Origin of the sequence: Plantibacter sp. MCCC 1A11337 (assembly GCF_013349365.1) — a bacterium.
Lineage (GTDB): Bacteria > Actinomycetota > Actinomycetes > Actinomycetales > Microbacteriaceae > Plantibacter > Plantibacter flavus_A.
Genome location: NZ_JABJWX010000005.1, coordinates 316268 through 337759, shown reverse-complemented (window position 1 = coordinate 337759; position 21492 = coordinate 316268). Strand labels below are relative to the sequence as shown.

The window sequence follows — 21492 nt, the reverse complement described above, 5'->3', positions numbered from 1 at the left end:
TGCGGGTGGTGGCGCCGATGAGGGCGTCGAGGCCGGCGCGGATGAAGGCGGCGCTTTCGGGGGCGAGTTCGGCGCGGAGGAGGGTCATGCCGGTGGGGAGTTCGTGGATGGTGCAGCGTTCGGCTCGGCGGAGGAGTTCGTCGCGGGGTTCGCGGCCGTCTTGGTCGAGGCGGGTGCGGACGAGTTTGGCGATGCGGGTGACGTCCTGCAGGGGCGCGTGGGCGGCGTGCTCGATGGCGATGACCGACGCCGTCTCGAGTTCGCCTCTGGTGCAGATGCGGCCGGCGTTGCGGAGCTCGCGGACGATGACCGCGGCACCGTCGACGCTGAGGGGTGAGCGTGGGCTGCCGAGGGCGCCGTGGTCGTGCGGGTCATCTTCCGCCATGGCGGAGTGTGGGTCGGCGGTTGCTTCGGTTGTGGCGTCGAGATCGTGGGTCGGTTCGAGTGCTGCCGCGACTGCGGGGAACGGGCATTCCTCCAGCTCGCCGAGCAGCCCGCGGGGCTGCGTGATGGCGGCACCGACCTCCGCGATCGCCGCGCCGCGGGCGCGCGCCACCCGCCACCGCTCGGACACCATGACACCCGGGTTGGCGTAACCGGCGGCGCGCACCAGGGTGCCGTCGCGGCGGGAAGGTGACGGGCGCAACGCGATCGCGCCGGTGACGTGGGCGGCGAGGACCTCGACCGCATGCTGCACGGCGCCGAGTTCGTCGAGGACGCGGAGGATCGCCTCGTCGTTCATGTTCTCGAGCTGCTCCGCGACACCGGAGCCTGGACGGATCGCGTCGAGCGCGCTCTGCCAGACCGCATCGAACCCGACCGCGGCGGCGGCGAGGGGGTTCGGTGCGGTGCTGGTCATGGGTCCATCCAAACACGGACCACTGACATTGGAACGGATGCGGAATCAGCCGCTAATCAGCGTATTTATCCCACAGTTGATGCTTGCTCGGGGTGCCCTTCGACAGGCTCAGGGAGCAGCGGTGATGCGGTCGCCGAACCGGTCGCGGTCTGGTGGGGAAGGTTGCTCGCGGGAGGCCCCTCGACAGACTCAGGGAACGGGTTCCCGTGTTGTTGAGGCGCGGTTCGGGAAGACCCATCGGGGTGCCCTTCGACACACTCAGGGAACGGGCGCCCTCGGCGGTCGAGGTGCGGCGGGGGAGGTTGCTCGTTGGCCCTTCGACAAGCTCAGGGACCGAGTCTCCTCGGCGATCGAAGAGCGTCGCGGGAGGTTCAAGCGGGCCCCGCGACCGGCGCAGGGGTCGAAACGCCGGCAGCCGGTCCCTGAAAGGGTCGAAGGGCCCACGCGGACATCTTCCCCAACCGCAGCGCCATGCCCGCGCGTAGGATCACCGCATGCGTTCATCGGCGATCGACACGGTTCTGGCGTTCATGCGGGCGTTCCGCGAGCAGGATCGGGATGCTGCCGAGGCGCTCATGCATGCGGACTTCGTCTTCACCAGCCCGCAGGACGACCACCTCGACCGAGCGACCTGGCTCGAGCGTTGCTTCCCGACCGCCGACCATTTCGACACCCCGGGCGTGACGCTCCAGATCGTCGAGACCGACGACATCGTCCTCCACCGCTACGAGTACGTCGTGCAAGGGAAGAGGTACCGCAACCTGGAAGCGACTCGTGTCGTGGACGGAACCGTCCAGGAGGTCGAGGTCTATTTCGGTGGCGCTGTCTGAGGGGCTGGATCGAACGCGTGCATCGCGGTCGCACGGGACTGCAACGCCACATGGCCGTTCCGAGCGCCCGCGTCGCCCGCGCCCGACCATCCGGCGACGGATCGCACCTGGGCGTGTCTGACAGGATTGAGTCATGCGCATCAGTTCTCGTCGAACGACCCTGGCCGCAGCATTCGCGGTCGCCGCCCTCGCCCTCGCCGGTTGCTCCACCGGCTCCTTGTCGGATGCGGACCGATCCTCCGCCTCGCCGACGCCGTCCGTGTCGCAGCCACCGAGCACTCCGCTGCAGGAGCACACCCTCACCGACGATGTCGACGGCACCACGGTGACCGCCCTCGCGATCGTCGACGACTTCCCGGCGCCTGCAGGCACCACCGACGGCCTGCGTCCGATGCTCGTCCAGGTCCGGCTCGAAGCCGGCGACGAGTACGGCGGCAGCGTCTTCCCGTACCGGGTCTCCGTCACCACCCGTGCCGTCAACCTCGACTACGTCACGCTCGGCCTCGGAACGCCCGAAGAGCTGAAGGCTCCCATGGCGTCGGCCGGGTACTCACTCCTGCAGGCGACACCGGCCGGTGAGACGGCGACCGGCTGGATCGGCGCCTGGGTGCGCACTGATGAGACCGAGTTCGACCTCGTCTACGACCGCCCGGAGGGCAAGGTCATCGGCGGCAGCAAGAGCGGCGAGGTCGTTCCGCCGAGCCGCGACATCATCCCGCTCATCCCGAAGGCCTGATCGGGATTCGAGCTTGGGCGGCCGTTCGGCGATCAAGCCGACGAGCGGAGTCGCTCCGGGAACACAGCGGAGGGCGGGTTGTCGACAACCCGCCCTCCGCTGCACCAGCTGATGCGTCTACGCGTTCCGCTCAGCGACTGCTGCGGCTCGCGACCGCCGGCGCGTCTCCGCGAGCACCGCGGCGCCGACACCGAACAGGAGCAGTGCACCGAGGGTGAGTCCGGTGAGCGCGCCGCTTTCGAAGCCGGTCTTCGCGAGGTCACCGGTGGTCGCACCGGGTGCCGGGGCGACCGTTCCCGGAGCGGGCGACTGGGAGGGCTCCGGGGTCGGTGTGGGATCCGGGGTCGGGTCCGGGTCCGGCGTGACGATCGTGCTGCTCAGCTCGGCGGACACGGAGGCGCTGCTGTCGACGTCGACGCCGTCAGGACCGGTCCCGCGCGCGGTCGCCACGTTCGTGACCGACCCGAGCTCGATGTCCGCCGCCGTGATGGCGTACCCGGTCGTGACGCGGACCTGCTCACCCGGAGCGAGGACGCCCGCTGCGCCCGGCCACTCGACGACGAACTCGGAGAGTTCCGGGAGCGACGCGGTGATCGCGGTGCCGGTGAGGGTCCGCGTGCCGGTGTTCGCCGCGATGATGGCGTAGCCGATGGGGTCTCCGACCGCCGCCGGTTCGCCGACGGACGTGGTGTCCGCCGTGATGGCCACACTGATCTCGTTCAGTCCGTCGATCGGGAGGGTGGCTGCCGCTTCGTTCGAGACCACCGGCGAGGTCGCCGCGGCTCCAGTGGCGGTGGCGGAGCTGTCGAGGCGCATGGCATCGATGTCGGTCTGCGTCAGCGTGCTCGTCGCCGTCGCCGTCGCGACCTGTCCCGGCGCGAGGACGCGCTCGGCCGCGGGCCAGTCGAAGCTGAATCCGGAGAGGCCGGGAGTGGTGTCGGTGATCGAGACGTCGGAGACCGTCGCCGTGCCGGTGTTCCGGAGGGTGTACGTGTGCGTCACCGTGTCGCCGGGCGCGGGGTGGGTGCCGGTCTCCTCGAGCGCCATGGACTGCTCGAGTTCGAGCGACCCGACCGTCGCGACCGAGCGCTGGGTGATCCGCCCCGAGAATGCGGAGTACGAGCCGATGCCGAGGTCGCGGACCGTCCATGCGAGGGAGTTGTTGCCGACCGCTGCGAACGTCCAGGTGTTGCTCGCGGAGTCGTACTGCGCGGTGGCCGAGGTGACGGGCGCCGGGGTTCCGTCGAGTGACCGGATCGGGTTCTCCTGTGGTGCGCCGACGGCGATCTCGGGGAGCGTGATCACCTGGCGGTCCAGGCGGACGTAGTTCGTCGCGACCAGGCCGGCGAGCGGTGCGATGGAGGAGATGCGGTTCCCGGACAACTCGAGGGTCTCGATGTGGACCAGTTCGCGGAGCGGCGTGACGTCCTCGATCAGGTTGTCGTTGATCGTGAGCACCTGGAGCGCGGTGAGCGGGATGAAGGGCGAGAGGTCGGTGATCCGGTTGTCGTCGAGCGCCAGGGAGGTCAACCTCGTCAGGGTGCTCAACGGGCCGGCGTCGGACACGCGGTTGAGTTGCAGGTTCAGGGTGCGGAGGTTCGTGAGGCCTTGGATCGGCGTGACGTCCTCGATCTGGTTGGAGAGCAGGTTCAGGTGCTGCAGTCTCGTCAAGCTCGCCACCGGCGAGACGTCGGAGATCTGGTTGGACGCCGCCTCGAGTGAGTGCAGTGCGGTGAGTGTCGACAGCGGTGCCAGCGTGGTCAGCCGGTTCCCCTTGACGGAGAGGGCCTCCAAGCCGGAAAGACCGCTGAGGGGGCTCAGATCGCTGGCTCCGACGTCGTTGAGTCCGAGGCTCGTGAGGTTCACCATCGAGGCGAGCGGCGACAGCTCGGTCAGTGGCGAGGACTGGATGTTGAGCGATGTGAGCTGCGTCATCCCGGCGATGACCGAGAGGTCGAGACTCGATGCTCCGGTGAGCGACAGGCTCGTGAGCGATGCGAGGGACGCGAGCGGCTCGACGCCGGCGGAGAGCGGTGCGCGGGTGAGTGAGAGTGACGTGAGGTTGGTGAGTGACTCGATGCCGACAAGCGACTGGACGGTCGTGCCGCAGCGGAGTGTGGTCACCGTGGCAGCCTGCTCCTCGGATATGGGCGTCCCGGATGGGAGCCCGAGCGCCTGTTGGACGCAGTAGTTGAGGTTGGCATCGGCGAACGTGACGTCTGCGGCATGCGCTGGCGTGGCATTGGCGATCGCCGCGACGGCGCCGATCGCCAGCGCGGCGATGGAGCGGAGCACGGGCGCCCGTCTCCGCGGCGGAGCGGCACCGACGCCTGGGTCGGGTTGGACGACTGAGGGAGGGGTCATGAGATTCCTTCGATGGGGGAGCTGGTCGAAGACCATGGCTCTCGCCACGGCGCGGACGGACTTCCGGCGAACGGAGCTCAGCTCACGATAAAGGATCAGTATATCAGTCTGATATGAGAGATATGTTCAGTGTGCATGTCTTGTGCGACGATGGTCGCCACCCTCCCCCGTCCCACCTGCTCACGGGAGGACGATCACCCCGCCCGTCGTGTCGGCGATCAGTGCCGCGAGGCCCGCCTGGATGGCGTCGCCCGCATGCGCGGCGACCCCCGGCAAGCCGTTCGGCACCGCGCGTGGCTCGTCGGCACGTCGCGCGGTCGCACCCGGCCAGACCACCGCGGTGACGTTCGCCGTCGGCTCCGGCAATTGTGCGCCGATGATGAGGAACTGCTGCCCGAGATTGGACGCCGAGGAGCGGTCGGCGACGTCGAGCAGCTCCAGGCCGAGCACGACCACGAGGTCGGGGGAGCCGGCGAGCACGTCCGTGAGGGGATCTCCCGTGTCGGCGCCACCGGGAGGCACCATCGTCCTGCTGACGGCCGCGCCGGTTCGCGCGCCGATGGCGTCCACCGCGGCGTCGATCTCGGGGTCGGTGCCCTGGGGTACTGCGGTCACGACGGCGACCGTGAACCCCTCCGGTGCGACGGCGTCGGCCCATGAGGCGGGCTCGGGCGTGCTCGTCGCGCCCGGCACCGACGGCGCAGCGTCGGTCCGACCGGTCGGCGCCGTCAGGACCCCGTCGGTTCCACCGGTTCCGGAGCACCCGGTCAGTGCGAGTGCGAGCGCGAAGACGGCTGCGGAGTGGAAGCGGGCGACGCGCGATGGGCGCGTGCGGGTGGACGACATGTGGGATCCGATCGTGCAGGCGATGACGAGATGACCGACCGGGGCCGGACGCGGAAGCAGAGGTGCCCCGCCGTCGGGTCGCGGACGACCATGGACGACGGGGCACCCGCCCGAGGTCAGCCCTCGCGACGCGCGCGGGCCCGACGCTGCAGCAGCGTCAGCGCGCCGCCCAACAGGAGCATGAACGCGATCGCGACGATCCCGCCGATCTCCGCGCCCGTGTTCGCGAGCGGGTCGGAGCCGGACGCGACCGGCGTCGGGGATCCTGGACCCGTCCCGCTGCCGGCGCCCGGTGTGCCGGGAACGGCGGGGGCAGCGGTGACCGTGACCGAGCGGCTCGCCGTCGCCGTGTTGCCGGCGGCGTCGGACACCGCGTAGCTCAGGGCGTAGGCGCCCGGCGTCATCGTGTCGACCGATCCTGAGACGGTGATCGCCGCGGTCAGGTCGCCGTCGCGCGCATCCGTCGCCGTGACGCCGGCGAGCGCGTCGAACGCAGCGCCCTGCTCCACCGTGGTCTCGGTCTCAGGCAGCACGAGCTGCGGCGCGACGGTGTCCTCGCGCTGCAGGGTCACCTCGTCCACGACGCTGTTCACCGCCGCCCGGGCCGCACTGTTGGCCTCGCTCCGGAGCGTCGTGATCGTGATGGAGTCGTCGGTCACCCGGATGTTCGAGTAGTTGCGCGTGTACTCCTGGTTGATGACCGAGGCGAACCAGGCGTCGGGCGCCTTGACGTCGTAGTACTTCGACCCGCTCGCGGAGTTGGCGGTGACGTAGAGGACCTCGCCTGGGCCCGCGGTGACGGTGCCCTGTGCGGCGGTCTCGTCCGGGTTCGCGAGCTCGCCGTCCTTGATGAGGTAGCTGCGCGTGTAGCTGTGGTCGTGTCCCTGGAGGACGAGGTCGACGCCGAGGTCGGAGATGATCGACGGCAGCTTCGCCCGCATGTCCACGATCTGCGTGTCGTTCGTGTGCGCCGCCACCGAGTAGATCGAGTGGTGGAACGCGAGCACCTTCCACTTCGCGGACGCACCCTGCTCGGCGACGACCTGCTCGAGGAACGCGGCGTGCGAGTCGTAGTCGCTGCTGTTCGAATTGATCACCATGAACAGGACGTCCTTGTAGGAGAACCAGTAGTCGCCGCCCGAGGAGGTACCGGAGGTCGCCGCGCCGGCGGTGGGGTCCAGGTTCGGCACGTTGTAGTGCTGCTCGTAGGCCTTCGAGCCGACGTCGTGGTTGCCGTTGACGGGCACGAGCGGCATGGTGCGGAGCTGCTCGGGGGCGAGGAAGGCGTTGTAGTGGTCCTCGTTGCCGGCGCGCTCGACCTGGTCACCCGCTGAGAACAGCAGTTCCGCATCGGGGTAGGCGGCCTGTGCGACGTCCAGGGTGTCGGCCCAGCCGGCCTGGTCGCTCGCCACGTTCCCGGAGGCTCCGATCTGCGGGTCTCCGACGAAGAGGAAGTCGTAGTCGCCGGAGAAGGACTTGGTCGTGAACGCCGAGACCTCCGACCAGCCGTTGTCGTCACTGCCGACCCGGTAGACGTAACCGGTGCTCTCGGCGAGTCCCGTGATCGTCGCGAAGCGGTTGAACTCACCACTCGTCGTGACGCCGCCGACACCCGGCACGTTCACCGCCGACGCCTCGGGGAAGGCGTCACCGGTCATCGCGGACGCCGGCGCGACCTGAGCGACCTGGGCGACATCGCGATCGCTGTACCAGGTGATGCCGCGTTCGCTCTCATCGGCGCCGATCGTGAGGACGACGTCGGAGATCGACACGGGTTCGTCGGCTGCGACCGGGGCGAGTGAGGTCAGGTCGAAGTAGATGTCCGAGCTCGTGGCCCGATCCTGGTAGAGCGCGACCGCGACGGTGTTCTCGCCGGCGACGAGTGCGCTCGCCGGGACGGTGAACGTGGAGGTGAGCGGATCGCCGTTGCTGGCGCCGGCGTACATCTGGTTTCGTGACGCCTCCGGCGCCGCCTCGACCTGCTCGTCGACGAAGCCGGCGACCTTGGTGCCGTTCACGAAGACCTGCACGGCGTCGTCGTACACGATGCTGCCTTGGAGGCTGTCGAGTCCGTCGAGCTGCTCACCGGTCAACTCGAAGTCCGAACGGAAATGATACGTCGGCACATCGGGTGCCGCGCTGCCGTCGATGTACTGGTTGAGCAGGGTCTTCGCGGTGTACGGGCCGATGCCGGTCGCGCGACCGTTCTTCGCGCCGAAGCTGCCGTTCGCGGTCTTCCATGCGCTGTCGTCGAAGCCGCCCTGCGTCCAGACCAGGCGATCGGCGGAACCGGCGGCCGGGTCGCTCGCGTCGTCGGAGTAGCTCCAGACGGTCGACGCGGTGTCGAGGAAGGTGTCGGGGTACGAGGCCGCCTGCGCCGGGGCGGCGGCGGTGGTGCCGACGCCCACGAGGAGCACGAGCGCTCCGAGGGTGCCGCCGGCGAGTCGCGTCGCGCGGTGTCGCGAGCGGTGGCGCGTGTCAGTCGCGCCGATGATGTCGTTCACGCAGATCTCCAGTGTTCTTCCGAGGTGCAGGCATCGCCCGCACCGCCGAGCGAATCGCAACGCTCGGCAGCCGATCACGGTACGGAGACCGGATGAATGCGCGGTTGCGGGCGGGCGACCCTGCGGTGACCGCGCGGTGACCCCGACCGTCAGACGTCGTCGACTCTGCCGTCAACCCCGGGTGGATCCGCTGATATTCGGTACGCTGATGGCATAGCATTCGCCGACGAAGGAGATCCCGCATGCCCGTGCCCTCAGCCAACCCGCCCGTCGAGCGTCGGTCACTTCGCGAGGTCGCGGTCGAACGCATCCGCACGGCCATCTTCGACGGCACCCTCGAGCCAGGTGAGCACCTCAACGACGGCGAACTCCAGTCGTGGCTCGGGATCTCCCGCACGCCGATCCGCGAGGCCCTCAACGACCTCGCCCGCGTCGGCCTCATCGAGATGGCCGCACAGCGGTACACCCGCGTCGCCCTGCCCGACCCGGCACAGCGCACCGAGGTCATGCAGACGCTGGGCGCGATGCTCGGCGGTGTCGTCCGCGTCACCGTGCCCGGTCTCGGCGCGACGCAGAAGAAGGCGCTCGTCCGCGCGATCAACCAGGTGATCGTGGTCGTCGAGCAGCGAGACATGGCCGAGCACGGGCGACTCAGTTGGGAGCTCTTCGATGCGTTCATCGCCGCATGCCCGAACGCCACGCTCGTCGCGGCGACGAAGGACATCATCGACGGCCTCACCTACCGGTCCTCCGCGACCCGCACCGAGGAGAACACGGACTGGGCGGCCAAGGAGCAGGGCTATCCGGAGCTCCGTGAGGCGGTCGAGGCCGGTGACGCGATCGCCGCCGAACTGGCGGTCGAGAACATCTTCCGCCTCTCCACGCAGCTGTAGCCCCCTTTCGTCGGCCACCCTCCGACAGGCGGATCCTGAGCTTGTCGAAGGGCAGGGACCAGCGTCCGGTCACTGAGCCGACCTCCGGTCACTGAGCCGAACTTCGGTCACTGAGCCGAATTCCGGTCACTGAGCCTGTCGAAGTGCCACCGCCCGCCCGGCGAACCCGACGAGGACGACGCCGCCGCCCACGAGCACCGACGTCGGCGGCAGCGTGAACATGAGGACGACGCAACCGACGGCGCCGAACACACTGACCGCGCGAGGGTACCGTCGGTGCTCGCGCGTCTGGCGGAACGCCGCGACGTTGGCGACCACGTAGTAGAGCAACACGCCGAACGAGGAGAACCCGATCGCGCTCCGGAGGTCGATGAGCAGGACGAGGACGATGACGACCGCGCCGACGAGCAGCTCCGCCCGGTAGGGGGTCGCGAAGCGCGGGTGCACCGCGTCGAGCACCCGGGGCAGGTCGCCGGTCCTCGCCATCGCGAAGGCGGTCCGTCCGATGCCTGCGAACACGGCGAGGAGCGCCCCCAGACAGGCCGCCGCCGCACCGAGTCGCACCAGCGTCGCAGCCCAGGGCCACCCGTTCGTCTCCACCACCGCGGCCAAGGGGCGCGCACTGGACGCGAGACCGTCTGCGCCGAGCGTGAGCAGCGACACGACCGCGACGGCCGCGTAGACGATCACCGCGACGGCGAACGCGATCCCGATGGCGCGCGGGATCGTCTTGGCCGGGTCGCGGACCTCCTCGCCGAGGGTCGCGATCCGCGCATACCCGGCGAAAGCGAAGAACAGCAACCCCGCGGACTGCAGCACGGCGAGCGGGCCGGCGTCGAACCCGAGCGACGCGAGCCCCGTCGAACCGGCGTCCGGTCCGACGAGGCCTGAGCCGACGACCACGGCGAGGACCAGGAGGACGGCCACCACGATCACCCGGGTCGCGGTCGCGGTGCGGGTGACCCCGAGGCAGTTGGTCACGACCACGAGGGCGACCGCGAGCGCGGCGACCGGACGACTCCACTCGGCCGGTGCAGCGTACGCGGCGAAGGCGACCGCCATGGCTGCGGCGCTCGCCGTCTTGCCCACCACGAAGCTCCATCCGGCGGCGAAGCCCCACCACGGCCCGATGAGTTCGCGGCCGTACAGGTAGGTGCCGCCGGCCGAGGGGAGTTGTGCGGCGAGTTGCGCGGAGGACATCGCGTTGCAGCAGGCGACGACCGCGGCGATCATGAGCCCGATGAGGAGTCCTGCGCCGGCGACCTCCGCCGCCGGCTGGAACACCGCGAAGACGCCGGCGCCCATCATCGACCCCAGGCCGATGAACACCGCGGCGCTCGTGCCCAGGCGTCGCTGCAGTCGGGGATCGCTCACCCGATCACGGTAGTGCCGTCAGGTGAACAGCGGGGTCCGGTCACCGACCTCGGCGGACGACGGTCTGCCGCAGCACGCGCAACAGGCCCAGGAAGCCGAGGAACCCGATGAACGCCGCGATCAGGTCGAACACCCGGAGGCCGCCGGGGAGGACCGGGCCGGCACCGGTGACGACGAGGACGACGGCGATCACGAGGGCGGCGATCGAGATCAGGGTTCCCACGATCTCCGCGGTCACACCCTCCACGAGCCCCTTCGCCGGTTCATCGGCGAAGCCCTTCAGCGTCACGCCGACCGTCCCGTCCTCGAGGCCGGACAGCAGCGAGTCGAGTCGGCGCGGGAGGTTGCGGGCCAAGGCGGCGGTGACGGCGGCCTGCGCCTGCAGGGTGACCGCCGTCTGCCGGATGGACTGCGAGCGGCGGAGCAGACGCGGGACCATCGGGAGGGCCTGTTCGAACATGTCGAAGTCGGGGTCGAGCGCTTTGAGGCACCCTTCGAGGGTCGCGAAACTGCGGAACGCGGCGGCGAGGTCGCCGGGGAGCGCGATGTGGTGCTGCCGGATGACGTCGAGGAGTCGGCTGAAGATCGAGCCGTCGCCACCCGGGCGGTGACGTTCGGTCGTGATGACGATGCCCACGTCGTGGCGCAGGGCGTCGAGGTCGGCGTCCTCGGGCAGGTCCACGATGAGCAGGAGGGCGTCGGTCGCCGCGATGTCGTCCTCGCTGACGGTCGCAAGCATCACCGCGGTGAGTCGTTGCCGCTGGCTGCGCTCGATGACGCCGACGGCCCCGAAGTCGATCAGCCCGAGCGATCCGTCCTCGCGGAGGATGACGTTGCCCGGGTGGAGGTCGGCGTGGAAGACCCCGTGCACGAGGATCTGTTCGAGCACGACCTCCATGAGGCCGGTCGCGAGGGTCTCGCGTTCCTCCTTGGGGATGGTCGCGATGCGGTCCCGCGCTCGACTGAGCGGTAGCCCGTCGACGAGGTCCATGGTGAGCAGGCGGGCGCCGGAGGCCGCCGGATAGACGCGTGGGACCGTGATCCGGACACCTTCGTCGCGCTCATCGCGACGCTTCAAGGTGCTGCGGATCATCTCCACGTTGCGGGCTTCGATCCGGTAGTCGAGTTCTTCAAGCAGCGTCGAGGTGAAGGCCCGCGCCACGGAGGCGAGGCGGAGGTCCTGCCCGAACTTGGTGTGCGTCTCGGCGCGCTCGGCGAGGCGGACGACGATGTCGGCGTCTGCCTCGACCTGCACGCGGGCGGCCGGTCGCTGGACCTTCACGACCACGGGGGTGCCGTCGAGCAGCTCGGCGGTGTGCACCTGGGCGACGGACGCGGCCGCGAGCGGCTCGGAGTCGATCGACGCGAACACGGTGTCGATCGGTGCGCCGAGTTCGGTCTCGATGACGACCTGGACCTCGTGCCATGGGAGGGTGGTCGCCTCGGACTGCAGGGACGCGAGGGCGCTGAGGTACGGCTCGGGCACGAGGTCCCGTCTCGTGGAGAGCACTTGTCCGAGCTTCACGAAGGTGACGCCGGAGTCGTTGATCGTGGCGATGATCGCGTTGGCACGCTGCTCGCTCGTGGTGAGTTCGAGCTGGACGCGGGATCGGCCGTGCACGAGCCAGCCCGCGCCGTGTCGGGATGCGATGGCGAGGATCTGCAGGTATCGCCTCGTCCGTCGCCGTCGTCTGATCGCGGAGCGGACGACGTCGATCGGGTTCATCAGCGGCCGGGTCGGGATGATGACCTCGATGGCGACGAGGACACCGAGCCCGAGGGCGAAGATCCAGCCGATCGCGAGGAGGGCGACGGCGATCGCCGCGAAGGCCGCCCGAGCGTCCCCGGCCTCACCGGGCTGGACCAGGCCGGTCTGTTGCAGCAGCCAGTTCACGAACGGTGGGCCGGTGAAGAACACGACGAGCCCGACCAGGATGCTGCGTGGCCAACCCACCGGGGCATCGAGCACGCGTCGGGCGGCGAACCCGAGGAGCAGCGCCGACACGACCGCCAGCACGATGGTGAGTGCGTCAGTCAGCATCCGGCATCCCCTCGTAGGTCGAGCGGTCGTCTCGCCCCGCTCGCCAGCGTATCCGGCCCGGCTGAGCGAGCGCGAGCGCTGATGCGCTCACCGAGAGCGCACAAGACGCTCTCAAACGCGGTCGCAGTGAGCATCTTCTGCGCTCTCGGAGGGCGGGCCGTCACCCGACGGCGTCGCGACGGCGGATGAGTTCCTGCAGTTGCTCGTCACGTCGGTCGGCGTCCGCCCTGACCATCGCGCGCAGTGAGGAGTCGTACACGGACGTCGCTTGCTCCGGCTCACAGTCCAGGACGGCTGCGATGCGCTCCAACGCCTCGTCGTCCGACACTGCGCTCCCGACCACCTCGGCGATCTCGGGCCAGGACCGGCGGGCGCCGACTCGCAGCTGCTCTGCTTCGATCTGTCGTTCGAAGGCTCGGCGCTCGCTCGCGGGGTCGGCCCGGTGGCGGTTCTGCTTGGCTACCTGACGCGCGATCATCTCCGCGGTCAGCTCGACCCGGAGCGGCTCGGCGAGGCGGAGCCCGAGTTCGACGACCACGACGTGCAGATCGTAGGGGCCGGGCCGCAATGACGACGGGTCGGACTGCAGTTGCAGCTGCACCGGGACGCGGTTGTACTCCCCGGGGTCGAGCGGGACGGCGCGGCCCGCCGCGGAACCCATCCATCCGAAGGAGAACCCGGTCTCGCCTGGAGTGGTGAGTGCGCCGATGGCAAAGAACCCCTCGTCGGTGGGCGTCCATCTGGTGGTGCCCGCGTTGACGATGTCGATGACGAGCTCGCTCGGGTCGGCCAGCTCCGCGATGAACCGCGGCCATCGCAGCACCAATCCCTGTCGGCGCTCCGCTCGGCTCGGTCGCACGTCCAAGGTGTCCGGGTGCACGCGCACCACCGGAGGCCGCTCTCCCTCATGCACCTGTGCCAGGCGCCAGGTCCGATGGTCCGCATCGACCGGCGAACCGAGATACACCGCACCGCTCTCCAACCGGCGGAGCACCCGCCAACCATCCGAGGGCGCATCGGTGGTCGTGGTCTCTTCGATGCCGAAGGCCAGTTCCTCCGCCAGCTCCGAGAGTGCCGTGCCGTCGCCGGCGAGTGCGTCGCCGTCGACCTCGAGGTCCCCGATCCGCGGTGCAGTGTCCATGGAAGCCATGCCCGATGGTCTCATGACGACTGTCTCACGAGAGCGCAGCAGACGCGCTCCAGGGGCGGATGTGAGCGCATCTACTGCGCTCTCGCAGAGCGCGTTCAAGTGTCGATGCGGTGGTCCTGGATGGACTCGTAGGTGACGCGGAGGGACTCGGCAGCGGCGTCGTAGCGACGTTGGGCGACCCGGATGAAGAGCAGGTCGACGAGCGCGAGCTGGGCGATGCGCGACGACATCGCACCCGAACGGTAACGGCTCTCCCTCGCCTGCGTCGCGAGGACGAGGTCGCACCGGCTGGCGATGGGGGAGTCGGGGAAGTTCGTGATGCACACGGTCGTCGCGCCGGCGGCCCGCGCGAGCTGCATCGCCTGCTCGGTCTCGACCGTGAGCCCGGAGTGCGAGATACCGATGGCCACCCCGCCGGGCCCGAGGAGGGCGGCCGAGGGCAGTGCGAGGTGGGCGTCGACGAAGGTGTTGGCCGGCATGCCGATCCGGTAGAGCTTCTGGTGGAGGTCCTGCGCCGTGAGGTTCGAGGACCCGAAGCCGATGACGTCGATCCGTGGGGCGACGAGGAGGGCGTCGACGACCGCGTCCAGGGCGTCGCGGTCGAGTGAGCGGGCGGTGAGCTCGATCGCCTGCACCTCCTGGTAGGCGACCTTCGCGACGACCGTCTCGACCGAGTCGTCCGGGTCGATGTCGGCGTCGTCGACCTCGAACCGGTCACGCTCCGCCTGCTCGCGACTCGTGGAGGTCGCGACGGCGACCCGGAACTCCCGGTAGCCGGTGTACCCGATGGTCTGGCAGAACCGCGCGACGGTCGCCTGGGAGGTGCCGCACGCCTTCGCGAGTTCGGTGATGGTCAGCTCGACGACGAGCGAGGGGGTGCCGATGATGGTCTCGGCGACGCGCGTCTCGGCGGCGCTCAGACGAGGGATCGCCTGGCGGAGCACGAGCAGCGCGTCAGTGGACATCCGGTGCGGCCCCCGTCGGGTCTTCGACGGCGTGCGCTGCGATGGCCGCGCTGAGGGAGCCGTCGCCGCCACGGAGGCGGGCGACGGCTTCGTCTGCGGCGATGCCGGTCACGAGGACGAGGATAGCGGCCTTCACCCAGCCGTCCACGGATGCGAGCGTCTTCGCGGCCGTGGCGGCGTCGACGTCGGTCGCCAGCATGACCGTGCGTTCCGCCCGCGCCCGCAGCTTCTCGTTCGTGGTGAGGAGGTCGACCATGAGGTTCCGGTACGTCTTCCCGAGCCGCACCATCGTGATCGTCGACAGCATGTTCAGCACGAGCTTCTGCGCCGTCCCCGCCTTCAGCCGGGTCGATCCCGTGAGGAGCTCCGGACCGACGACCGCCTCGATGCCGATGTCCGCGTCCCGGGCGAGCGGGGAGCCGGCGTTGCACGACAGGCCGATCGTGATCGCACCGATCGAGCGCGCGTACTCGAGGGCGCCCAGGACGTAGGGCGTGCGGCCGGACGCGGAGACCCCCACGACGGCGTCGTCCGCGGTGATCGACAGCGACTCCAGATCCGCTCGACCGAGGTCGTCGCGGTCCTCGGCGTTCTCCACCGCCTGCTGGATGGCGCCCGGACCACCCGCGATGAGCCCGACGATGAGGCCGGGGTCGGTCCCGAACGTGGGTGGCGCCTCACTCGCATCGAGGATGCCCATCCGTCCGGCGGTCCCGGCGCCCAGGTAGACGAGTCGTCCGCCCCGGCGAAGGCGCTCGACGATCGCTTCGACGGCCTCGGCGATCTCGGGTTCCACGGCCGCGATGGCGTCGGGGACGGAACGGTTGTCCTCGTTCATCGCGGTGACGAGTTCCCGGGTGGAGAGGGCGTCGAGGTCGGGGTGTCGTTCGTTCACCTGCTCCGTCGAGAGCGTGGCGAGCTCGGCGCGGATGGTGTCGCGTTCACCGGTCCCTGAGCCTGTCGAACGGTGGGCGGCCGAAGCGTCCTCAGGCTGCGTGGACATCGTCGCGCACGACCCTTCCGTCGTAGGAGATCGCGGTGTCGAGTGCGACGAGTCTGGCTCCGTCGAGTGCGTCACCGCGGGGTGCGACGAGGTCGACGCCGACCTCGTGCAGGGCCGTCGCGAGATGTGCGGCGACGTAGGGGTGGGAGGCGATCCCGCCGACGACGCACACGGCACCCGTGCGGGCAGCGGCGGCGCTGACAGCCAGATGGGCGCAGGCGGCGTCGACGATGTCCGCGGCGACCGCGTCGCCCTCCTCGGCTCGGGTGATGACCGTGGGCGCGAAGGTGCCGAGTTGGCGGGCCGGTGCTCCGGTGCTCGAGACCCAGCGGGGGAGCGCGGGGATCGAGCCGATGAGCGCCTCGGCGTCGGCGAGCAAGGTGGTGGCGGGGCCGCGGCCGTCGAAGGCACGCATGCACGCTTCGAGGCCCTGCTGCCCGATCCACCGACCGCTGCCCTCGTCTCCGAGCCAGGGACCCCAACCGTCGATCTGCTTCACGGAGCCGCCGGCGTCGACGTCGAACACGACGGAGCCGGTGCCGGCGATGAGCACCGTGCCGGGACCACCGGCGAACGCACCGGCGTGGGCCGCGAGGGCGTCGTTCACGACGGCGATCGTCGCACCGAGCGCCAGGCGCAGTTCGGCGGTGAACACGGCGACCTCGTGCGGTGCCGCCTCCACTCCGGCGGCGCCGATCCCGACGTGCTCCACCTCGGCGAGAAGGTCTGCGGGGAGGTGCGCGACCGTTTCGAGGACTGCGCGGGCCGACAGCTCCGCGCCCTCGTGGTCGGCGAGGCCCGGTGCCCCGTGGCCGCGCGCCTCCGCGAGGACGGTCAGGCCGTCGCCGGATCCGCTCGTGATGCGGGCGCGGCAGGAGGTCTTCCCGAGATCGATGGCGAGGACGGGTGCTGCGAGGTGGTTCATGATCCGTTCCGGTGGTGCTGGTCGTGCGGGTGGTGCGTCGGCGCCGCGGCGGAGGCCGCGGACAGGAGTTCGGTGACCCGGTCGGCGGACGCCCGGGAGGCTGCGAGCGTGTCGATCACCGGCAGGGGGAGGACGGCGTCCTCGGAGAGCGGCAGTCCGACGCTCACGACGACGGCGTCCGGCCGGACCAGCGCGACACGGTCCACCGCGAGCCGCTGCTGGGTGTCGCCGCCGAGGCGGTCCGCGAGGAGGACGACGCCGTCGTCGGCGGGGACCGTCTCGAGCAGCAGGGCCAGCTCGTCGGAGGCGGGCGCCTCGGCGAGCGGATCCGGTGTCCGGAGGCTCGGGCCGGCAGCGAGCCGGGCGACGGCGAACCGTTCGGCGAGCGATTCGGCGAACGGATCGTGGGCCGAGGCGACGGCGAAGGTCGGTCGGTCGCGGAGGTCGACGAGGGTGATCGCCGACACGTCGATCGCGACCTCGCCCCGGACGCGCACGACTCGGCGGATGGCGTCGGAGAAGGGCCCTTCGACAAGCTCAGGGACCGGTGACCGCTCGGGGACCGGTGACCGCTCGGGGACCGGTGACTGCTCGGGGACCGGCGACTGCCCGGGGACCGATTCTCCGGTCCCTGAGCCTGTCGAAGGGCTGACGGACCGTGCGAGCCACGCCACCCGGGCGGCCGCGCGCTCGACGATCGCTCGATCGAGCTCACCGTCGGCCACCGCGGCGCAGACCGCCTCGAACACCTCGAGGTAGTCGTCCTCGTCGGTCGTCGCGCCCTGCTTCGGCCCGAGGTTGGACGGGTTGCCGATGCAGAGCAGATCGACCCCGGCCTGGAGGGCGAGGACCGCCCCGCGTCCGGAGCCGGTGGTGGAACGGATGGCGGCCATGTCGAGTGCATCGGAGATGATGACACCGTCGAAGCCGCTCTCGCGCAGCCGGCGGAGGGGGATCGGGTTGAGTGTCGCCGGGGCGTCACCGAACGCCGGGACGACGATGTGGGCGGTCATGACACTCGCGACGCCGGCGGCGATCGCCGCGTCGAACGGTGGCAGATGCTCGGCTTCGAGCTCCGCCAGGTCCAGGTCGATGCGGGGCAGATCCAGGTGCGAGTCGCTCGCCGTGTCGCCGTGTCCGGGGTAGTGCTTGACGCACGCGGCGACCCCGCCGGTCTGCAATCCGTCGACCATCGCGGCGACGTGGCGGGAGACGAGGTCGGCGGTGGGTCCGAACGAGCGCACCCCGATGACCGGGTTCGCGGGGTTGGTGTTCACGTCGGCGACGGGCGCGAGTGCGACGTTCGCCCCGGCCGCGTGGAGCCGCTCGGCGAGTGCCGCACCCACCGCGCGCGTCGTCTCGACGTCGTCGAGTGCACCGAGCTGCGCATGCCCGGGCAGGGTGGAACCCGTCTGCGCCTCCAGGCGGGAGACGTTGCCGCCCTCCTCGTCGACGCCGATGAGGACCTCGGGCCGGTGGACGCGGAGTTCGGCCGACAGCGCCGCGACCTCCGCCGGGTCCGAGGAGAGGTTCTGCCCGAAGTACACGACGCCCGCGAGGCCGCCGTCCAGTTCGCGCAGCAGCCAATCCGGGGCGGTCCGGCCGAGGAACCCCGGCCAGAGGACGCCCCGGACGAGCCGCGCGACGTCTGGGTCGGTCATCCCTTCACCGCTCCGGACACCAGTCCGCCGGAGAGGCGGCGCTGCACGAGGATGAAGAAGATCATGACCGGGATCGTGATGATGGTCGACGCCGCCATGACCGAACCCCAGTCGTTGGAGTTCAGGCCGAAGAACTGTTTGAGGCCGATGGCGACCGTGTAGTTCTCCGTCGAGCCGCCGAGCAGGGTCATCGCGAAGATGAACTCGTTCCAGGCCGTGATGAAGCTGAACACGCTCGTCGCGACGAGGCCCGGGGCCACGAGCGGGAGCATGATCGAGCGGAACATGCGCCACCAGCTGGCACCGTCGAGGAAGGCCGCCTCTTCGAGCTCCACCGGCACCGCCGCGACGAAGCCGCGGAGCATCCAGATGCCGAACGGCAGCGCGAGCGCGACGTACACGATGATGAGCCCGAGCAGGGTGTTGAGCAGCTGCAGGTCGCGGATCTGCACGAACAGCGGGATCACGAGCGCCTCGAGCGGCACCATCTGCACGACGAGGATCATGAGCAGCACCGCGGTGCGGAACTTGAACCGGAAGCGGGCGACCGCGACCGAGGCGAGGAGCGCGACGGCCGCCGAGATGAGCACGGTGGCGGCTGCCACGATCGCGGAGTTGCGGAGGAAGACGCCGAAGCCGCCGTCGGTCAGGACCGACTGGAAGTTCGTGAGCGACAGTTCCTTCGGGAAGAACGACTGTCCGCCGCTCGACGCCTGTGCGTCGAACGCGCTCGACAGCATCCAGTACGCCGGGAACAGCGTGAAGACGAGCAGCAGGGTGACGAGGATCGCCTTGACGGTGTTCGAGCGGATCTTCCGACCGCTCGCCTTCCGGTGCATCGGGACCTGCGGCGTGGCGGACCGGTCGATGCCCGGCTTCTGAGCCGGTCGACGGTCTGCGGTGGGGGCCGGAGCCTGGGTGGTCACAGTTCGTCCTCCTTCATGAGGGCGCGGATGTAGACGATCGTGATGCCGAGCAGGACGAGCGTCAACAGCACCGCGATCGCGGAGCCGAAGCCGTAGCGGTTCTGTCCGAAGGACTCCACGTACGACCACACGCCGAGGTTCAACACCTCGCGGTTCGAGCCGGAACCACCCGGCATGAGGTAGATCTGCGCGAACACCTTGAAGTCCCAGATGGTCGACAGGATGATCACGACCGAGAACACCTGACGCAGCGACGGGAAGGTGATCTGGAAGAAGCGACGGAACGCGCCCGCCCCGTCCATCTCGGCGGCTTCCAGCATCTCCTTGGACACGCCGAGCAGGCCGGCGAGGACGGTGATGGCCACGAAGGGGAAGCCATGGTGGATCACGTTCAGCAGCGCGATGCCGTAGAACGTGAACTGGTTCGTGAACCAGTTGAAGGGCTCGTCCATGAGCCCGAGCCCCATGAGCGTCTGGTTGACGATGCCGCGGTCGGCGTCGAAGATCCAGACCCAGACGTAGGTGCCGGTGACGGCGGGCATCGCCCAGGCGACCATGATGGCGCTGCCGACGATGGTGCGCCAGAAGGAGCCGAGGTTCGCCATGAGGAGGGCGACGAGGGTGCCCAGGACGACGGTACCGATGACGGCCGCGGCGGCGAAGAGGACGGTGTTCGGGAGGACGACGGTCCAGAGGGTCGGGTCGGCGAAGACCTCGGCGTAGTTCGCGCCGCCGTTGAAGTTGGTGTCGCCGCTGACGATCTCGCGCAGGCCGTAGTCCTGCAGGGAGAACAGGACGACGCGGATGAGCGGCCAGAGGAGGAGCACGGCGAGGATGAGGAGCGCCGGCGTGAGCAGCAGCCAGGGGCGGGTGCGCATCAGGAGGCGCAGCCGCTTGGGGGAGGGGCCCCCGGCCACCCGCGAAGCGGGGGCTTCGCGGGCGACCGTGGGCGGGGTGAGGGTCGACACGATCGGCTACTTGCCGTTCATGATGTCGTCCATCTCCTTGGCGGCGTCGGTCGTCGCCTGGTCGACCGACTTGCTCCCGGAGAGGATGGCCTGGATCATCGCGTTGGTGGTCTTCTTCGCCTGCACCGCACCGAACTTCGGGGTCACGGGGAGGGAAGCGCCGCCGTCGACGAACTGCTCGGCGAAGGGCTTCACCAGCGGGTCGTCGCTCTCGGTCGAGTCGCTGAGGAGCGAGGTCTGGCCGGGGAAGTACCCGGTCTGCTCGGCCCACTCGGAGGCGAACTTGCCGGTGGTCATCATCTCGATGAACTGGAACGCGAGGTCCTTGTTCTTCGAGGTGTTGAACATGCTGAGGTGCGAACCGCCGAGCACGGAGGGCGACATGCCGCCGTCTTCACCCGGGATCGGGATGGCGGCGAACTTGCCCTCGAGCTCCGGGTTCTTCTGGACGATCGTCGCCGGGGTCCAGGAGCCCATGATCGCCATGGCGACCTTGTCCTGCACGAAGTTGTCGAGGACGTCGGTCTCCTTCCAGGTGGTGGCGCCCGAGGAGGAGAGGTCGTACTTGGTGGCCAGGTCGGTCCAGAACTGGATGCCCTTGCGCGAGTCGTCGCTCGCGAGACCCGACTTCCAGGTGTCGCCGTCGAGCTCGGAGACCTCGCCGCCGGCGCCCCAGACCCAGGGGTACGCCGTGAACTCGGCGTCACCGGGGACGGGGAACGGGATCATGTCGGGCTTGGCGGCCTTGATCGCGGTGCCGGCGTCGATGATCTCCTGCCAGGTGGTCGGCGCCTTGAGGCCGAGCTCCTCGAAGACGTCGGTGCGGTAGACGATCGAGCGGACGCCGGCGTACCACGGCATGCCGTAGAGCTCGCCGTCGTAGGTGCCGGAGTCGGCGAGGCCCTTGACGAGGTCGTCCTTCAGGCCGGCCTTGTCGACGTAGTCGCCGATGGGGGCGAGGGCGCCGGCATCGGCGAACTCGGCCGTCCAGGTGGTGCCCGTCTCGGCGACGTCGGGGGTGGTGTTCCCGGCGATCGACGTCACGAAGCGGTCGTGGGCGTCGGCCCACTGCACGTACTCGACCTTGAGGGTGGCGCCGGTCTCCTTCTTGAAGGCCGAGCCGACCTCCTTGAAGAAGGCCTCGGAGTCTGGGTTGGTGCCCTGCATGATCCAGACGGTGAGCGTCTGGCCGTCTGCCGAGACGTCGCCTGAGCCGGAACCGCCACCGGCACAGGCGGTGAGGCCGAGTGCCGCGGTGGCGAGGACGGCCAGCGGAAGGGTGCGCTTGCGCATGGTGCTGCTCCTCGATTCTGGGATCGGGAGTCCGGACCGTCGTTGGCCCGGGATCCGTGATGACCGGGAAACCGCGGTCGATCCCTGCTGTTTTCAGTGGGTGTGGAAACAGTATTCAATAAGTACAGGAAGCTTGCAAATATTTTCCAGCACT

The 21492-nt window shown here is 69.7% G+C and carries 17 protein-coding genes; 3 read left to right on the top strand and 14 right to left on the bottom strand.

All coding sequences use genetic code 11. The features are described from left to right. Nucleotides 1–859: DUF222 domain-containing protein (locus tag HOW07_RS18130; protein ID WP_175118117.1), on the bottom strand; the 859-nt coding region annotated here is incomplete at its 3' end. A 494-nt stretch (nucleotides 860–1353) separates the two neighbouring features. On the opposite strand from HOW07_RS18130, the gene HOW07_RS18125 reads away from it, so the two are divergent. Then, nucleotides 1354–1689, top strand: coding sequence for a nuclear transport factor 2 family protein (locus HOW07_RS18125; RefSeq protein ID WP_121292067.1), 336 nt, complete (start codon nucleotides 1354–1356; stop codon nucleotides 1687–1689). Nucleotides 1690–1822: 133 nt separating this feature from the next. Next, entirely contained in the window at nucleotides 1823–2425 is a 603-nt protein-coding gene (locus tag HOW07_RS18120) for a hypothetical protein (protein ID WP_175118115.1), read from the top strand. Between the two features lie 117 nt (nucleotides 2426–2542). Here the strand turns inward: HOW07_RS18120 and HOW07_RS18115 are convergent, their stop codons facing one another. From HOW07_RS18115 to HOW07_RS18105, 3 genes are all read right to left on the bottom strand, one after another. Next, nucleotides 2543–4789 (bottom strand): leucine-rich repeat domain-containing protein, encoded by a 2247-nt coding sequence (locus tag HOW07_RS18115; protein WP_175118114.1) that lies wholly within the window; start codon nucleotides 4787–4789, stop codon nucleotides 2543–2545. A 180-nt stretch (nucleotides 4790–4969) separates the two neighbouring features. After that, nucleotides 4970–5635, bottom strand: a complete 666-nt coding sequence (locus tag HOW07_RS18110; protein ID WP_121292073.1) for a hypothetical protein — start codon at nucleotides 5633–5635, stop codon at nucleotides 4970–4972. Nucleotides 5636–5751: 116 nt separating this feature from the next. Continuing rightward, nucleotides 5752–8139 carry an immunoglobulin-like domain-containing protein gene (locus tag HOW07_RS18105; RefSeq protein WP_175118111.1) on the bottom strand — a complete coding sequence of 796 codons (2388 nt, stop codon included), beginning with the start codon at nucleotides 8137–8139 and terminating at the stop codon, nucleotides 5752–5754. 242 nt (nucleotides 8140–8381) lie between these two features. Here HOW07_RS18105 and HOW07_RS18100 point away from each other — a divergent pair, with 242 nt between their 5' ends. Beyond that, complete coding sequence (locus tag HOW07_RS18100) at nucleotides 8382–9032, top strand: GntR family transcriptional regulator (protein ID WP_064294938.1); 651 nt, start codon at nucleotides 8382–8384, stop codon at nucleotides 9030–9032. Nucleotides 9033–9158: 126 nt separating this feature from the next. Here HOW07_RS18100 and HOW07_RS18095 read toward each other — a convergent pair whose 3' ends face one another. The 10 genes from HOW07_RS18095 to HOW07_RS18050 all read right to left on the bottom strand — a co-directional run bounded on the left by HOW07_RS18095 (nucleotide 9159) and on the right by HOW07_RS18050 (nucleotide 21338). Continuing rightward, the gene (locus HOW07_RS18095) at nucleotides 9159–10406 is read right to left on the bottom strand and encodes an APC family permease (RefSeq protein WP_175118109.1); all 1248 of its coding nucleotides are present in this window, start codon (nucleotides 10404–10406) and stop codon (nucleotides 9159–9161) included. A gap of 40 nt (nucleotides 10407–10446) precedes the next feature. Next, on the bottom strand, nucleotides 10447–12447 hold the full coding sequence (locus HOW07_RS18090) for an AarF/ABC1/UbiB kinase family protein (RefSeq protein WP_175118108.1): 2001 nt from the start codon (nucleotides 12445–12447) through the stop codon (nucleotides 10447–10449). A gap of 160 nt (nucleotides 12448–12607) precedes the next feature. Further along, nucleotides 12608–13588: a hypothetical protein gene (locus HOW07_RS18085; RefSeq protein ID WP_175118106.1), complete on the bottom strand. Its 981-nt coding sequence runs from the start codon at nucleotides 13586–13588 to the stop codon at nucleotides 12608–12610. Nucleotides 13589–13692: 104 nt separating this feature from the next. Then, nucleotides 13693–14562, bottom strand: a complete 870-nt coding sequence (locus HOW07_RS18080) for a MurR/RpiR family transcriptional regulator (RefSeq protein ID WP_064294930.1) — start codon at nucleotides 14560–14562, stop codon at nucleotides 13693–13695. Continuing rightward, complete coding sequence (gene murQ / locus HOW07_RS18075; protein ID WP_079003613.1) at nucleotides 14552–15565, bottom strand: N-acetylmuramic acid 6-phosphate etherase; 1014 nt, start codon at nucleotides 15563–15565, stop codon at nucleotides 14552–14554. The genes HOW07_RS18080 and murQ overlap by 11 nt, the downstream gene beginning before the upstream one ends. Beyond that, nucleotides 15549–16490 carry an N-acetylglucosamine kinase gene (locus tag HOW07_RS18070; RefSeq protein WP_121292085.1) on the bottom strand — a complete coding sequence of 314 codons (942 nt, stop codon included), beginning with the start codon at nucleotides 16488–16490 and terminating at the stop codon, nucleotides 15549–15551. The genes murQ and HOW07_RS18070 overlap by 17 nt, the downstream gene beginning before the upstream one ends. Continuing rightward, complete coding sequence (locus tag HOW07_RS19200) at nucleotides 16487–18151, bottom strand: glycoside hydrolase family 3 protein (protein WP_217485400.1); 1665 nt, start codon at nucleotides 18149–18151, stop codon at nucleotides 16487–16489. The genes HOW07_RS18070 and HOW07_RS19200 overlap by 4 nt, the downstream gene beginning before the upstream one ends. Beyond that, the gene (locus HOW07_RS18060) at nucleotides 18148–18990 is read right to left on the bottom strand and encodes a carbohydrate ABC transporter permease (RefSeq protein ID WP_064294955.1); all 843 of its coding nucleotides are present in this window, start codon (nucleotides 18988–18990) and stop codon (nucleotides 18148–18150) included. Before HOW07_RS18060 ends, HOW07_RS19200 begins: the two co-directional genes overlap by 4 nt. 83 nt (nucleotides 18991–19073) lie before the next feature. After that, nucleotides 19074–19955 (bottom strand): carbohydrate ABC transporter permease, encoded by an 882-nt coding sequence (locus tag HOW07_RS18055; protein ID WP_079004060.1) that lies wholly within the window; start codon nucleotides 19953–19955, stop codon nucleotides 19074–19076. A gap of 96 nt (nucleotides 19956–20051) precedes the next feature. Next, nucleotides 20052–21338: a sugar ABC transporter substrate-binding protein gene (locus HOW07_RS18050; protein ID WP_064294926.1), complete on the bottom strand. Its 1287-nt coding sequence runs from the start codon at nucleotides 21336–21338 to the stop codon at nucleotides 20052–20054. Nucleotides 21339–21492 lie beyond the last annotated feature (154 nt).